The sequence below is a fragment of the Pseudomonas sp. JZ134 genome (assembly GCF_051027695.1).
Taxonomy (GTDB): domain Bacteria; phylum Pseudomonadota; class Gammaproteobacteria; order Pseudomonadales; family Pseudomonadaceae; genus Chryseomonas; species Chryseomonas luteola.
This window is the reverse complement of record NZ_CP069250.1, coordinates 2,494,257-2,510,262: the sequence shown is the minus strand read 5'-3', so window position 1 is coordinate 2,510,262 and position 16,006 is coordinate 2,494,257. Positions and strand designations below refer to the sequence as shown.

The window sequence follows — 16,006 nt, the reverse complement described above, 5'->3', positions numbered from 1 at the left end:
GCCTGATCATGTCGAACCTCATTTCAATCGGACTTTCGGGGCTTTCAGCCAGCCAGAGTGCTTTGAGCACGACGGGTCATAACATTACCAATGCGGATACCGCAGGGTATACCCGTCAGCAGACTGTTCAGAAAACGACGGCAGCGCGTCTTGAAGGTACCTCCTATATTGGTACCGGTACGACCATTGCCGACGTGCGCCGTATTTATAATGACTACCTGGGTACCCAGGTAAGGACGACCACTGCGCTGAATAGCGCCTCGCAGTCGTTTTACAACCAGGTCAAGCAGGTCGACTCACTGCTGTCGGACGGTACTACCGGCGTTAGCAAGGTCATGCAGTCATTCTTTGCTGCGCTGCAGACAGCATCGGCCAGTCCTACGGATAATGCCTCTCGCCAACTGCTTCTGACACAGGCTCAGGGCTTGAGCGAGCGCTTCAACTCTGTAACCAATCAGCTGGTAGACCAGAACAACTACGTTAACGAGCAGTTGGCCAGCATGGCCACGCAGGCCAACAAACTGGCAGGTAGCGTAGCTCAGTACAACCAGGCCATAGCCGAGGCCTCAGGCAACGGCGCTTCGCCCAACGACCTGCTGGATGCCCGTGACGAGGCGGTACGTCAGCTTTCCGAGATGATCGGCGTAACGGTGGTCAACCAGGACGGCAACTACAACCTGTATATCGGCTCAGGTCAGCCCCTGGTGGTCGGCAACTCCGTGTCTACGCTTGCAGCAGGCCCCAGCCAAATCGATCCGGCGCGTTATGCCGTTACGTTGACCAAGGCCAATACAACCCAAGATGTCTCGTCCGTGGTAACGGGCGGTGAAATGGGTGGATTGCTCAACTACCGTGATAACGTGCTTGATCCGGCCCGAAATGAGCTGGGCCGCATGGCGATGGTGATTACCGAGCAGGTGAATAGCCAGTTGGGGCAGGGCCTGGATCTTAACGGCAACTTCGGTTCGCCGATGTTTGCTGATCTTAACAGCGCCGCCAACGTTTCTCATCGCAGCCTTGCCCAGATTGGCAACAGCGATAAGACGGCAAGCCTGAACGTAGACATCAAGGACACCAGCAAGCTGACCACTAGTGACTATGAAGTCACGATGCAGGAAGGTAATAGATATTCGGTGCGCCGTCTTTCCGATGGCCAAGCCATGGGCTCTTACAGCCTGGATGCTTCGCCTGCACCGGTGATTGATGGCTTCTCACTGAGCCTGGCGAGCGGGTCTGCGGTAAAGGGTGACAAGTTCACGATCATACCGACTCGTACCGGGGCGGCAGACATCTCCGCGCAGCTCAAGGATGCCTCTCAGCTGGCGTTCGCTGCACCGCTGTCCGCCACGCTTACAACCGGTAATAAAGGGTCTGGCAGTGTGACGCAGCCGACTTTGACGACCAAGCTGGATGTCAATGATGCTACCGCCAATGCTCAGATGCAGGCGGGTATCAAGAACGGCACGCCGGTCAAGATTGTATTTGGTGACGTCGCGAATGGCTCTCAGAGCTACTCGGTATTCAACACCAAGGGTGAATCCATCGGGACCGGTACTATCGTTCCGGGCAACAACAACAAGGTTGCTGTCAATGTTCCTGTATTGGATGACGCTGGCAATGCGGTACTGAATACAGACGGAACGGCCAAAACGTTCTCGTTTGAAATGACGGTGAGCGGCTCTCCATCCAAGGATGACAGCCTCACGGTGTCGTTCAACAAGAGCGGCGCCTCTGATAACCGCAACGCTCAGCAACTGCTGAATCTGCAAACCAAGAATGCGGTGGGCGTCAGTGGCGGGAGTGTAGGAACCAGCATTACTGGTGCTTATAGCTCATTGATTGAGCGAGTAGGGGCCATTACAAGTCAGGCCGAGCTCGATACCAAGGCAACGAGCGCTGTGCTGACCCAAGCAAAAGACAGTCGTGATTCGGTATCAGGCGTCAACCTGGACGAAGAGGCGGCTAACCTGGTCAAGTTTCAACAGTATTACAACGCGTCTGCGCAGGTGATTTCGATCGCTCGCAGCACGTTCGATACGCTGATCAATGCAGTTCGATAGAGGCTTTATTCATGCGCATCTCTACTTCACAAATGTTTGCTTCGAATATTGCCGGATATCAGAACGGCTATTCGAGCATTGTTAAAACCCAACAGCAGATCTCCAGCGGCGTTCGTATCCAGACGCCGGCAGACGATCCTGTTGGCGCTGCTCGTCTGCTTCAGTTGGAGCAGCAACAGGCTCAGCTTGGACAGTACAAAGGCAATCTGGATACGGCGAAAAATAGCTTGCTGCAGGAAGAAAGCATATTGAACTCGGTGAACGATATGCTTCAACGTGCTCGGGAGCTTGCACTATCTGCAGGTAACGGCTCCTATTCCGATCTTGATCGCAACTCGGTTGCCGCTGAGCTAGACCAGATCCAGCAGCAGTTACTTAATTCAATGAACAGCCGTGATGCTAACGGGCAGTATTTGTTTGGCGGGGCCAAAAGCAGTGAAATACCTTTCACGCAAAATCCTGACGGCAGCTATGGCTATGCAGGTGATCAAGGATCATTAGAATTGCAAGTTTCTAGCTCTATGCGCTTGTCTTCCAATGACAGCGGTTGGAGTGTTTTCGAAAACGTAGTCAATAATGCACGTACTGAAACCCAGCTAACAGCTGTGCCAGCTGGTGGACAAAAGGCGACAATGGGACAAGGTGTCGTTAGCAACAGCGAAAACTTCAATAATTCTTTCCAGAACAGCGCACCTTACGTTATAGAGCTAACCAGCAGCACAGAATATAAAGTTTTCAGTAAAACTGACCCAGGTCAGGCCTTGGCAACGGGTACAATTGATCCTACTAAATCTACGAACAATATCTCGTTTAGAGGTGTGGATTTCGCGTTGGGTATTACAGGGTTGTCAAAAGATTCTAGTGCAAATCTAGATACACAACTGGCAGGGCATCAGTTTGAGCTTAGAACAGCGACAGATCAGTTTTCTGTGTCTGGCCAGAATGCCTCTAACGCTCAGCTAAGTAGCGGCAAGGTCGTTGATTCGGATGCCTATACCACGCAGTTCCCCGCCGCTGGTATAGCCGTTAAGTTTACGAGCGCCACAGAATATGATGTGTATGCTCAGCCAATAAGCGAAGCTGGCAAGCCAATAGCACAAGGAGCCCTTAACGGATCATCGTTGACCTATGCGGGTGTGCAACTGCAAGTGAGCGGGACTCCCCAAGTTGGTGATCAGCTCAACGTATCGCCTAAACCTCAAACAACGCAGGGTATATTGGACACACTTTCTAATTTGTCCAAAGCGCTGAAGACGCCTGCAACTGGCAATGAGAGTGCTCAGTTCAAACTAAGTGAGTCGCTTAATCTGGCAGTCAGAAACATTGACAGTGCTATGGCTCGTGTTGATGCTACCCGCTCCTCCATTGGTGCACGGCTGAACACAGTAGAGACACTTACAGTTGAAAACGAAAGTTTAGGCATGACAAATAAATCCACCCAGTCGGATATTCGCGATACTGATATGGCGGAGGCGTCATCCAAGCTTATTCTTCAGCAGACAATGCTGGAGGCTGCTCAAGCATCATTCGCAAGAGTCAGCCAGTTGAGCTTGTTCGACAAGCTGTAAACCCACTGCGACAGAAAAGGGCGAGCGTAAGCTCGCCTTTTTTGTTGCGCGCTTTTTGCTGATATATGTGTAAGCCAAAGCTATGACATAAGGCTTCTTTTGCCACACCGCGTACGCTCCGTAAAATGGCACTTGACTAAAATATCAAGCGAGCACTAAAGCAAAACGGATGTGAGCCGAAATAGAGAGTAACTGGTTTAGGTCGCCGCGCAGTTAAGCGGGGTGGATGGCACGTTTAGCCAACTGCTTGGGAAACACTGAAGAAAATTCTCCTAAAGCAAATTGAGCAAGCGCCGATAACTTAAACGTAAGTTCTCCAGGCCACTGAGGCAAATGCCAGGCCGGGGTATCAATCAAATGACTTTTGTGAGTATCTCATCATGGCTATGACCGTTAACTCCAACATTGCCTCTCTGTCCGTACAGAAGAACCTGAACCGCGCTTCCGACAGCCTGAGCAGCTCCATGCAGCGCCTGTCCTCCGGCCTGAAAATCAACAGCGCCAAAGACGACGCCGCTGGCCTGCAGATCTCCAACCGCTTGACCAGCCAGATCACTGGTATGAACGTTGCGGTCAAGAACGCCAACGACGGCATCTCCATCGCGCAAACTGCTGAAGGCGCTCTGGGCGAGTCCACCAACATTCTGCAGCGTATGCGTGAGCTGGCTCTGCAGTCGGCCAACGGTAGCAACAGTGCAGACGACCGTGCCGCTCTGAACCAAGAGTTCCAGCAGATGAGCAAGGAACTGACTCGTATGGCTGAAACCACCACCTTTGGTGGTGGCATGAAGCTGCTGGACGGTTCTGCCAGCACCCTGACATTCCAGGTTGGCTCCAACGCTAACGAGACCATCAGCTTTGGTCTGGGCGACATGAAGGCCAGCGCGCTGAAGGGTAGCTACACTGCTGCTAGCGTTACAGGCGCAGCTGTAAATTTCGGTAATGATGGCGGTACCCCTGCTGTTGACTACACTGGACTTGCAAAGGCAGCAAACATTAAGGTAGGTGATACCGAAATCAAGTTGGCCGCAGGCGATGATGCTATAGCCGTAGCCAAGAAAATTAATGCTGAGTCTACTATTACCGGTGTAACTGCGACATACGATGCTGATACGAAGAAATTGTCCTTCTCTTCTGAGAAAGACATTAAGATCGTAGCTGGAACAACTGGTACTACTGCGGATAACGATGCTGCTCTAACAGCGTTGGGCCTAGATGGTATCGACGGTACCACAGCTGCTAAAGGCCAAGCTCAAACAGTCGATACCAATGTTGGTGCGATTGATGTTTCTAGCGCAGCTAACTCCCAAGCGGCTATACAGGTAATTGATGATGCTCTGAAGCTGATCGACGTTCAGCGCGCTGAGCTGGGTGCTGTGCAGAACCGCTTCGATAGCACTATCTCAAACCTGCAAAACATCGCCGAGAACGCAACGTCCGCCCGTAGCCGTATCCAGGACGCTGACTTTGCTGCCGAAACGTCAGAAATGACCAAGCAGCAGACCCTGCAGCAGGCTTCGACTTCTGTACTGGCTCAGGCCAACCAGCTGCCGAACGCTGTGCTCAAGCTCCTGGGCTAATAAGCACAGAGTGGCTAACAACGAGGGGGTGCGAAAGCATCTCCTCGTTTTCTTGTTTGTGAGGTGATGGCATGGATATCAATGTCAACCTAAACATGGCTTATGTTCATAGTGGAGTTAGTCCAAAAGCAGACATACTTACGGCGGACCGTGCTCAGCTGTCTACTTCTCAGCCAACCAAGGACGATAAGGTCAAGCCGGAAATCCAGGATGTAAAGGAAGCTGTCGAAAGCATCCAGCACTTTATTGAGTCGGTTCAGCGAAACCTTGAATTTTCCATTGACGAAAGTACGGATCAAGTCGTCGTCAAAGTGATTAACAAGGCTAGTGGTGAGTTGATTCGGCAAATGCCCTCGGAAGAAGCTTTACAGCTGGCTCAGCGGATGAAGGAAGACAATCCTGTGTTGTTCCAGGCAAAGGCTTGACTTTGCCCGGCTGCTAGCTTCCAAACCAGGGTAGGGTTATTTTCCTCGGCTGGGTATAGCAATGATGGACATGATATTTAGAGAGGCGAGCCACGGCTCGCCTTTTTATTTGGCTCTTAGTATTACCCATCCTTAAGTTGCCAAAGATATGGCGGATAAATAAGCAGCGCCAATAACTTAACGTGCTGCTAATACTTAATAAATTAAAGCTTTATCACTAAAGCAAAACGGATGTGAGCCGAAATAGAGAGTAACTGGTTTAGGTCGCCGCGCAGTTAAGCGGGGTGGATGGCACGTTTAGCCAACTGCTTGGGAAACACTGAAGAAAATTCTCCTAAAGCAAATTGAGCAAGCGCCGATAACTTAAACGTAAGTTCTCCAGGCCACTGAGGCAAATGCCAGGCCGGGGTATCAATCAAATGACTTTTGTGAGTATCTCATCATGGCTATGACCGTTAACTCCAACATTGCCTCTCTGTCCGTACAGAAGAACCTGAACCGCGCTTCCGACAGCCTGAGCAGCTCCATGCAGCGCCTGTCCTCCGGCCTGAAAATCAACAGCGCCAAAGACGACGCCGCTGGCCTGCAGATCTCCAACCGCTTGACCAGCCAGATCACTGGTATGAACGTTGCGGTCAAGAACGCCAACGACGGCATCTCCATCGCGCAAACTGCTGAAGGCGCTCTGGGCGAGTCCACCAACATTCTGCAGCGTATGCGTGAGCTGGCTCTGCAGTCGGCCAACGGTAGCAACAGTGCAGACGACCGTGCCGCTCTGAACCAAGAGTTCCAGCAGATGAGCAAGGAACTGACTCGTATGGCTGAAACCACCACCTTTGGTGGTGGCATGAAGCTGCTGGACGGTTCTGCCAGCACCCTGACATTCCAGGTTGGCTCCAACGCTAACGAGACCATCAGCTTTGGTCTGGGCGACATGAAGGCCAGCGCGCTGAAGGGTAGCTACACTGCTGCTAGCGTTACAGGCGCAGCGGCTACTACAGAGGGAGAAAGCGGTCTTTTAAAGGCAGCTAACATCACGGTAAACGGTACTGACATTGCGCTGGCTATAGGCGATACCGCTGAAACTGCGGCCAAAAAGATTAATGCTGCGACAGGTGATACTGGCGTAACAGCAACCTACGATACTACTACAAAGATGCTGTCCTTTTCTGCCGCTAAGGACATCAAGATCGAAGCTAGCACAACAACACCAACTGGCGGTGATAATGCTGCCGCTATTACAGCGTTAGGCTTGGCTGGAATTGACGCCTCTACAACAGCCAAAGGTAAGTCTTCAGATACCAACACCAACGTCGGTGCGATCGATGTGACTAGCGCAGCTAACTCCCAAGCGGCTGTCCAGGTAATTGATGATGCTCTGAAGCTGATCGACGTTCAGCGCGCTGAGCTGGGTGCGGTACAAAACCGTTTCGATAGCACCATCTCTAACCTGCAGAACATCGCCGAGAACGCAACGTCCGCTCGTAGCCGTATCCAAGACGCTGACTTTGCTGCCGAAACGTCAGAAATGACCAAGCAGCAGACCCTGCAGCAGGCTTCGACTTCTGTACTGGCTCAGGCCAACCAGCTGCCGAACGCTGTGCTCAAGCTCCTGGGCTAATAAGCACAGAGTGGCTAACAACGAGGGGGTGCGAAAGCATCTCCTCGTTTTCTTGTTTGTGAGGTGATGGCATGGATATCAATGTCAACCTAAACATGGCTTATGTTCATAGTGGAGTTAGTCCAAAAGCAGACATACTTACGGCGGACCGTGCTCAGCTGTCTACTTCTCAGCCAACCAAGGACGATAAGGTCAAGCCGGAAATCCAGGATGTAAAGGAAGCTGTCGAAAGCATCCAGCACTTTATTGAGTCGGTTCAGCGAAACCTTGAATTTTCCATTGACGAAAGTACGGATCAAGTCGTCGTCAAAGTGATTAACAAGGCTAGTGGTGAGTTGATTCGGCAAATGCCCTCGGAAGAAGCTTTACAGCTGGCTCAGCGGATGAAGGAAGACAATCCTGTGTTGTTCCAGGCAAAGGCTTGACTTTGCCCGGCTGCTAGCTTCCAAACCAGGGTAGGGTTATTTTCCTCGGCTGGGTATAGCAATGATGGACATGATATTTAGAGAGGCGAGCCACGGCTCGCCTTTTTATTTGGCTCTTAGTATTACCCATCCTTAAGTTGCCAAAGATATGACGGATAAATAAGCAGCGCCAATAACTTAACGTGCTGCTAATACTTAATAAATTAAAGCTTTATCACTAAAGCAAAACGGATGTGAGCCGAAATAGAAAGTAACTGGTTTAGGTCGCCGCGCAGTTAAGCGGGGTGGATGGCACGTTTAGCCAACTGCTTGGGAAGCACTGAAGAAAATTCTTCTAAAGCAAATTGAGCAAGCGCCGATAACTTAAACGTAAGTTCTCCAGGCCACTGAGGCAACTGCCAGGCCGGGGTATCAATCAAATGACTTTTGTGAGTATCTCATCATGGCTATGACCGTTAACTCCAACATTGCCTCTCTGTCCGTACAGAAGAACCTGAACCGCGCTTCCGACAGCCTGAGCAGCTCCATGCAGCGCCTGTCCTCTGGCCTGAAAATCAACAGCGCCAAAGATGACGCCGCTGGCCTGCAGATCTCCAACCGTTTAACCAGCCAGATCACTGGTATGAACGTTGCGGTCAAGAACGCCAACGACGGCATCTCCATCGCGCAAACTGCTGAAGGCGCTCTGGGCGAGTCCACCAACATTCTGCAGCGTATGCGTGAGCTGGCCCTGCAGTCGGCCAACGGTAGCAACAGTGCAGACGACCGTGCCGCTCTGAACCAAGAGTTCCAGCAGATGAGCAAGGAACTGACCCGTATGGCTGAAACCACCACCTTTGGTGGCGGCATGAAGCTGCTGGACGGTTCTGCCAGCACCCTGACGTTCCAGGTTGGCTCCAACGCTAACGAGACCATCAGCTTTGGTCTGGGCGATATGAAGGCCGGCGCGCTGAAGGGTAGCTACACTGCGGCTAGCGTTACAGGCGCAGCTGCCACTGGTGAAGGGCTGACTGGTCTTACAAAAGCAGCCAATATCAAAGTAAATGATACCGAAATCGCGCTGGCTGTAGGTGACGACGCTGCTGCAGTACTCAAGAAAATTAACGCTGAGTCTACTATTACCGGTGTAACTGCGACATACGATGCTGATACCAAGCAGCTCTCCTTCTCTTCCGCCGGAGATATCAAGATCGAAGCTAGCGGAACAGTACCAGCTGGCGGTGACAATGATGCTGCTATAACAGCATTGGGCCTAACTGGTATTGATGCCTCTACAACGGCTAAAGGTAAGGCTTTAACTACCGACACCAACGTCGGTGCGATCGATGTGACTAGCGCAGCTAACTCCCAAGCGGCTGTCCAGGTAATTGATGATGCTCTGAAGCTGATCGACGTTCAGCGCGCTGAGCTGGGTGCGGTACAAAACCGTTTCGATAGCACCATCTCTAACCTGCAGAACATCGCCGAGAACGCAACGTCCGCTCGTAGCCGTATCCAAGACGCTGACTTTGCTGCCGAAACGTCAGAAATGACCAAGCAGCAGACCCTGCAGCAGGCTTCGACTTCTGTACTGGCTCAGGCCAACCAGCTGCCGAACGCTGTGCTCAAGCTCCTGGGCTAATAAGCACAGAGTGGCTAACAACGAGGGGGTGCGAAAGCATCTCCTCGTTGTTGTTTGCGGTTAATGTCATCGATATTGACTCAGTCGTAACTATGTTGGCCTGAATTATGCTGGGTTACTTTCACATCCTAATTCTGTCAAAGAATTGTTAGAGCCGAGGTAAATCTATGGCGGGCACAACGGTTAGCGGTATCGGAACTGGTATTGATACTGCCTCTATTGTCAAGGCTTTGGTAAATGCAGAAAAAGCGCCAAAGCTAAACCAGATTACTACGCAGCGAACGTCTGCGCAGACTACGCTTTCAGCAGTAGGTAGCTTAAAGAGCGCGCTGGAGACGTTTAAAACTGCAATGGGGAAAATTAATACAGCTTCTTCATTTACAGGTTTGAGCGCGAATACTTCTAATGAAAAAGCGGTAACGGTTACTGCAAGTGATAATGCTGTAAGCGGGACATATCAAGTTAAGGTTGATAAGTTGGCGACTGGCTCTAAGGTGGCTACAGCTGTTATTGCTGACGCTACAAAAGAGTATTCTGCAGGAAAGCTGGTTATTTCTCAGGGGGATGGAAGCACTGGTTCTACGGATTACTCAGTAGAGATAGCTGAAGGCTCCTCCCTTCAGGAAGTGCGGGATGCTATAAATAGTAGCCTACAAACAAAAGGCATCACTGCAAATATTATCTCTGATAACTCAGGCAGTCGCTTGGTGTTGAGTTCAACTACTACTGGAAGTAACACAGATCTTTCAGTTAGAGGTTCAACGTCAGAGCTTGCTGCATTTGATGCAGGATCGGTGATAGATACAAATACAGGAACAGCTACCACTAAAGGAACAGTACTTACTCAGGCTCAAGATGCAGAATATAGCATTGATGGCCTTGCAATGAAGTCGAAAACTAATACGTTAGATAAGGCGATTAGTGGAATAACATTAACGCTAGGTACTGCAGGCGAGACGTCCACGGTTACAGTGGGTAGCAATACAAGTAGTTTGAAATCATCGGTCAAGTCTTTCGTTGACGCCTACAATGCGCTAATTAGTACTACTAGCTCCCTAACTAAGGTATCTTCTACCACAGGTACAGATAGCTCTACAGTTACGGCCTCAGCGCTTACAGGCGACGCCTCTGTTAGAGAGTTGTTAAGTGCTGTCCGCAAAGAGCTTGTAAATAGTTCAGGGCAGACCGGCGAAATTACAATGTTGTCTCAGTTAGGTATTATGACTACACAGTCAGGTAAGCTTGAGATAAACGATACAAAATTAGACGCTGCGATTGCTAAAAACCCTACTGGCTTGGCCGACTTCTTTACTGGTGATAATGGGTTGCTATCAAGGTTAAGCGAAAAAGTTGACGTTTATACAGCTTCCGATGGAATTCTTGCTAAGCGGCAAACCAGCTTGCAAGGAAAATTAGATGATTTAAATGACCAGCAAGATGCGCTGGATAGACGAGTCACGAAACTGGAAGCCACGTTAAATGCTAAGTACAATGCCATGGACACGCTTGTTGCGCAGTTAAACGCAACCAGTAACAGCGTGTTGACCACTCTGAACGCATTGAATAAGCGAGATAACGACTAATTTCCTTGAAATGAGAAAGAAAAGGCCATAGGTATTGGTCTTTTCTTTTAAAGATCTTCTCCTGCGGGCCGATATGCTTATATCGAAAACGTACAGCTAAGGAGTTGATCCCCATGTATGCCAAGTCCGCCATGCGTCAGTATCAGCAGGTTGATACTCATGCTCAAGTATTAGAAGCAAGCCCCCATAGACTAATCCAAATGCTTATGGAGGGTGGATTATCACGACTCGCTCAAGCGAAGGGAGCTATGAGTCGCGGACAAATTGCCGAAAAAGGAGTCCTCGTAGGAAAAGCGATAGACATTATTGGAGGTCTGCGTGAGGGGCTCGATATGGAGAAGGGTGGCGAAATTGCTGCCAATTTGAACAATTTATACCTTTACATGACCCGCTGCCTTATTGAAGCTAATAAGACGAATGATGAGTCGAAGTTAGACGAAGTCGCCAAACTTCTACGTACTATCAAAGAAGGCTGGGACGGTATCGCGCCGGCGGCTTGAAAATAGGGGAGATCGGGGTTATGTCATTGGCACTTCAGCGATTAGACGAAACAAGAGATGCTTTGGCGGTTGCGCTCGAATGTCAAGATTGGGACTCTATCGGGCCCCTTGATTTTGCCTGCCGTACTTATGTCGACGAAGCGATGCGTGAAATTCCTCGGGACGATGACGCTTTGCGGCTAAGTTTGGAGAAGCTATTAGCTTTTTATGGAAAGCTCATCTACGCAAGCCGCATGCAGCGTAATGAAATTGCTAAGGAAGCCTCTAAAGCGAAGCGTTCTCAAAAAGCGGCCAATGTTTACAAGTTATTTGGCTGAGAATACGACCAGCGGAATAAATTTAAAGTAAGAAAAACACGTCATAAAATTGACTCTGTTCCCACTTTTGACTTTACTAGGGCTATGCCTGTTAGTGGTCTTTGGCGGAAAGGGAATAATTGAAGATGTGGCGTGAAACTAAAATCCTCCTGATAGAAGATGACGCGAAGCGTCGCCACGATCTTGCCGTCATTCTGGCCTTTCTAGGCGAAGAGCATGTCGCCTGTACGAGTGCTGATTGGGAGCAGGCTGTCGAGTCGTTTGAAAGTAGTCGAGCGGTACTGTGTGTTTTGCTGGGCCAGATCGACGCGCAGGGGGGGAGCGTCGAGCTGCTAAAAAAGCTCGCAGCGTTTGACGAGGTCCTCCCTATTCTATTGCTAGGTGCCGTCACGTACAGCGACTGGCCGGATGATGTCCGGCGGCGCATCCTGGCGACCTTAGAGGTTCCGGTTAAATACAACCAGCTGCTCGACTCGCTCCATCGCGCTCAGGTCTATCGGGATATGTATGACCAAGCGCGAGACCGCGGACGCCAGCGTGAGCCCAATCTTTTCCGTAGCCTGGTCGGCACCAGCCGCGCCATTCAGGGTGTGCGGAAGATGATGCAGCAGGTCGCAGATACCGAAGCCAGTGTCTTGATTCTCGGTGAGTCAGGTACAGGTAAGGAGGTTGTTGCGCGCAACCTGCATTTCCATTCAAAACGTAAAGACGGCCCTTTTGTTCCGGTGAACTGCGGCGCTATTCCAGCTGAATTGCTGGAAAGTGAGCTGTTCGGTCATGAGAAGGGTGCGTTTACCGGGGCCATTACCAACCGCGCCGGGCGGTTCGAGCTGGCCAATACCGGTACGCTTTTCCTGGACGAGATCGGCGATATGCCACTCAACATGCAGGTCAAGCTGTTACGTGTGTTGCAGGAGCGTACCTACGAGCGTGTGGGCAGTAACAAGACTCAAACAGTCGATGTGCGCATCATTGCAGCAACTCACAAGAATCTCGAGAAGATGATCGAGGATGGGTCCTTCCGTGAGGACTTGTTCTATCGTCTTAACGTTTTTCCAATCGATATGCCGCCCCTGCGGGATCGTGCAGAAGATATTCCGCTGCTCATCAATGAGCTGATTTCCCGTATGGAGCATGAAAAGCGCGGCTCCATCCGCTTTAACTCGGCGGCTATCATGTCGCTGTGCCGGCACAGCTGGCCGGGTAACGTGCGTGAGCTTGCCAACCTGGTTGAGCGACTGGCGATCATGCATCCCTATGGCGTTATCGGTGTAGCTGAGCTGCCACAGAAATTCCGTTACGTAGAAGATGAAAACGACGCAATGACCACGTCCTTGCGTGAAGAACTTGAAGAGCGGGAAGCGGTAGCGCTAGCCAGTCTTCCGGGTCCGGCAGCATCTTCTGCGCTACTGCCGTCAGAAGGGCTGGATCTCAAGGATTATCTGGCGAATCTTGAGCAAAGCCTTATCCAGCAAGCCCTTGATGATGCTGGCGGTGTGGTCGCTCGGGCGGCCGAGCGCTTGCGTATCAGGCGTACTACCCTGGTCGAAAAGATGCGTAAGTATGGTATGGGTCGTCGTGAGGACGAACTGGCGGATGAGGAGTAACGCTTGCCTCTGAGGCGCCTCTACTAACGGCACGCAGCTTGCACACTCTCTGTCTGGTGACGACTTCCTGTCATTAAACAGAGAGTACTGCATGAGTTCATCTGTAACGCCGGTTCCTTCTAATACGCCTTCTACGGATGACGTCAGACGAACACTTGAGCAGGCCAGTGTTCTGTTTGAACCCATCTCCGATCTGTTCAATGAGCCCTATGGCTGGCTTGAAGATCGTCTATCTGATTTGAAGGGTGAGCTTGCACGTGAAACCGCCCAGCGTGTTCGGGAGTTGGCGGAGAAGGAGCGGTTGGCTAATCGATTGCAAAGCCTTCTCGATATCCTTCCGGCGGGCATCATCATTCTGGATGGGCAGGGCGTTGTCTGCGAGGCCAATCCTATTGCAGTCGCTCTACTAGGCGAGCCGCTGGTAGGAGCGCTTTGGCGGGACGTTATCGGTCGCTGCTTCGCGCCTCGCAAAGATGATGGGCATGAGGTATCACTCAAAAGTGGTCGTCGGGTGTCATTGGCGACACGCTCGCTGGACGGTGAACCCGGTCAGCTCATCATGCTTAGCGATATGACTGAAACGCGCCGCCTTCAGGAGCAGTTGGCTCGCCATGAGCGCTTATCCTCCATGGGGCGCATGGTTGCTTCGCTTGCACATCAGATTCGTACCCCCTTATCTGCCGCCATGTTGTATGCAGGTCACCTGTCTGAGCGACCCCTGCCATTCGAGCAGCAGCAACGATTTGCCAGCCGACTCAAAGATCGCCTCCATGAGCTTGAGAACCAGGTTCAGGATATGTTGATCTTTGCGCGCGGTGAGCTGCCGCTCAATGATCGAGTTTCTCCCGTTCAGTTGTTCGCTGCCATCCAATCAATTGCCAATCCCTACCTGGAAGATCTGCAATTGCGATGGCAATGCGACGCATTTGTAGGAGAAGTGCTTTGTAACCGGGACACGTTTGTAGGTGCAGTCATGAATGTTGTCCATAACGCTGTGCAGGCCGCAGGCAAGACCGCGCGGTATAAGATTCACGCGTACGCCAGGCAGGACACCCTGAGGTTGTCCATCAGCGACAGCGGCCCCGGTATGACCGTTGAAACAGTAAGGCGGCTTGGCGAGCCATTTTTCACCACCAAACCCATGGGAACCGGCCTGGGCATGACTGTAGCCAGGACCGTAGCCAAGGCTCATTACGGCGACCTGTTGATTCGCTCCAGGCCAGGCAGGGGAACCTGTATGACATTTGTCTTGCCGCTTCATGGACCGCGATTGGTGCTGATGGAGAATCCCCTATGAGCGCTCGTATTCTGCTGGTAGAAGACGATGCAGCCCTGCGCGAAGCACTGGAGGATACGCTAGAGGTCGGTGGCTTCGACTTCGACTCGGTCGACAGTGCAGAGTCTGCACTGGTAGCACTGGGTCAGAGCGCCTATGGGCTGGTCATCAGCGATGTGAACATGGGCGGCATGGATGGCCATCAGCTCATGGCATGTATTCAGCAGAAGCAATGGCACGTACCGGTCCTGCTGATGACCGCGTTTGGCTCCATTCAGCGTGCTGTGGAAGCTATGCGGCAAGGCGCTGTGGATTATCTGGTCAAGCCATTCGACCCTCGGGTGCTGCTGGAGCGAGTCGAGCGTTATGTAAGCCATTCAGTCGCTGATGAACAAGACAGTCCTGTTGCCCAGGAGCCGGCAAGTCGTCAGCTCCTGGCCTTGGCGGCCCGGGTTGCAAAAAGTAATTCAACCGTGCTGATTTCCGGCGAATCCGGTACAGGGAAAGAGGTATTGGCTCGTTATATCCATCTGCAATCAATGCGCGCAGATGGACCTTTTGTAGCCATCAACTGCGCAGCCATCCCGGATAACATGCTTGAAGCCACCTTGTTTGGTCATGAGAAGGGCGCTTTTACCGGTGCCATCGCCTCACAGCCAGGCAAGTTCGAGTTGGCTGATGGTGGCACTATCCTGCTGGATGAAGTATCCGAGATGCCGCTAGGGTTACAGGCCAAACTTCTGCGGGTGCTTCAAGAGCGAGAAGTAGAGCGTGTTGGTGCGCGCAAACCCAAGCAGGTGGATATTCGAGTGTTGGCAACCACCAACCGGGACCTTTCTTCTGAAGTGGCCGCCGGACGCTTTCGAGAAGACTTGTATTATCGGCTGTCTGTTTTTCCCTTGGCATGGCGACCGCTTCGTGAGCGCCCTGCGGATATTCTGCCGCTTGCAGATCGGCTTTTGAAAAAGCATGCCGCCAGGGCAGGGCAGAGCGGTATTGTGTTTTCGGAAGGAGCTGCCAGGCTGCTTCAGCACTACGGTTGGCCGGGAAATGTTCGCGAATTGGATAATGCGGTTCAGCGAGCCTTGATTCTGCAGCAGGCGGGTACCATTGAGCCTGAAGACCTATGTCTTGACGGTGCTCCCGGATTTTTTGCGCGTGATATCGCTCCGCCAGTGGCTGCAGTCAAAGCGCCTTTAAGTCCTACCGCTCTTGATGAATCACTAATTGCGGGAGCGTTGGGGGATGACCTGCGTCGTCGTGAATTCGAGGTCATCATGGAAACGTTACGTGCTGAGCGAGGAAGGCGTAAGGAAGCGGCTGATCGGCTGGGTATCAGTGCACGCACCCTGCGTTACAAGCTTGTACAGATGCGTGAGGCCGGTATTGATATCGAGGCCTATCTCTATGCCAGCTAGACCCC

Annotated in this window: 13 protein-coding genes; all 13 read left to right on the top strand. The window is 51.6% G+C overall.

Features of this window, described 5'->3' with window-relative positions; genetic code table 11:
- The first annotated feature begins 8 nt into the window (after window positions 1-8).
- The 13 genes from flgK (at window position 9) to JQR86_RS11590 (ending at window position 16,001) form a co-directional block, all read left to right on the top strand.
- Entirely contained in the window at window positions 9-2,060 is a 2,052-nt protein-coding gene (gene flgK, locus JQR86_RS11650) for a flagellar hook-associated protein FlgK (protein WP_434153633.1), read from the top strand.
- An 11-nt stretch (window positions 2,061-2,071) separates the two neighbouring features.
- Window positions 2,072-3,628, top strand: a complete 1,557-nt coding sequence (locus JQR86_RS11645; RefSeq protein ID WP_434153632.1) for a flagellar hook-associated protein 3 — start codon at window positions 2,072-2,074, stop codon at window positions 3,626-3,628.
- Between the two features lie 380 nt (window positions 3,629-4,008).
- Window positions 4,009-5,208, top strand: coding sequence for a flagellin (locus tag JQR86_RS11640; protein WP_434153631.1), 1,200 nt, complete (start codon window positions 4,009-4,011; stop codon window positions 5,206-5,208).
- Between the two features lie 71 nt (window positions 5,209-5,279).
- Entirely contained in the window at window positions 5,280-5,633 is a 354-nt protein-coding gene (locus JQR86_RS11635) for a flagellar protein FlaG (protein ID WP_434153629.1), read from the top strand.
- Between the two features lie 442 nt (window positions 5,634-6,075).
- Window positions 6,076-7,254: a flagellin gene (locus tag JQR86_RS11630; protein WP_434153630.1), complete on the top strand. Its 1,179-nt coding sequence runs from the start codon at window positions 6,076-6,078 to the stop codon at window positions 7,252-7,254.
- Window positions 7,255-7,325: 71 nt separating this feature from the next.
- On the top strand, window positions 7,326-7,679 hold the full coding sequence (locus JQR86_RS11625; RefSeq protein WP_434153629.1) for a flagellar protein FlaG: 354 nt from the start codon (window positions 7,326-7,328) through the stop codon (window positions 7,677-7,679).
- Between the two features lie 442 nt (window positions 7,680-8,121).
- Entirely contained in the window at window positions 8,122-9,300 is a 1,179-nt protein-coding gene (locus JQR86_RS11620) for a flagellin (RefSeq protein ID WP_434153628.1), read from the top strand.
- A gap of 167 nt (window positions 9,301-9,467) precedes the next feature.
- On the top strand, window positions 9,468-10,883 hold the full coding sequence (fliD, locus tag JQR86_RS11615) for a flagellar filament capping protein FliD (RefSeq protein ID WP_434153627.1): 1,416 nt from the start codon (window positions 9,468-9,470) through the stop codon (window positions 10,881-10,883).
- Window positions 10,884-10,996: 113 nt separating this feature from the next.
- Window positions 10,997-11,383 carry a flagellar export chaperone FliS gene (gene fliS / locus JQR86_RS11610; RefSeq protein WP_150347651.1) on the top strand — a complete coding sequence of 129 codons (387 nt, stop codon included), beginning with the start codon at window positions 10,997-10,999 and terminating at the stop codon, window positions 11,381-11,383.
- 20 nt (window positions 11,384-11,403) lie between these two features.
- Complete coding sequence (locus JQR86_RS11605; protein WP_150347650.1) at window positions 11,404-11,700, top strand: flagellar protein FliT; 297 nt, start codon at window positions 11,404-11,406, stop codon at window positions 11,698-11,700.
- A 125-nt stretch (window positions 11,701-11,825) separates the two neighbouring features.
- Complete coding sequence (locus tag JQR86_RS11600; RefSeq protein WP_010797892.1) at window positions 11,826-13,307, top strand: sigma-54 dependent transcriptional regulator; 1,482 nt, start codon at window positions 11,826-11,828, stop codon at window positions 13,305-13,307.
- A gap of 91 nt (window positions 13,308-13,398) precedes the next feature.
- The gene (locus tag JQR86_RS11595) at window positions 13,399-14,604 is read left to right on the top strand and encodes a sensor histidine kinase (RefSeq protein ID WP_434153626.1); all 1,206 of its coding nucleotides are present in this window, start codon (window positions 13,399-13,401) and stop codon (window positions 14,602-14,604) included.
- Window positions 14,601-16,001: a sigma-54-dependent transcriptional regulator gene (locus JQR86_RS11590; protein WP_434153625.1), complete on the top strand. Its 1,401-nt coding sequence runs from the start codon at window positions 14,601-14,603 to the stop codon at window positions 15,999-16,001. The genes JQR86_RS11595 and JQR86_RS11590 overlap by 4 nt, the downstream gene beginning before the upstream one ends.
- The last annotated feature ends 5 nt before the right edge of the window (window positions 16,002-16,006 follow it).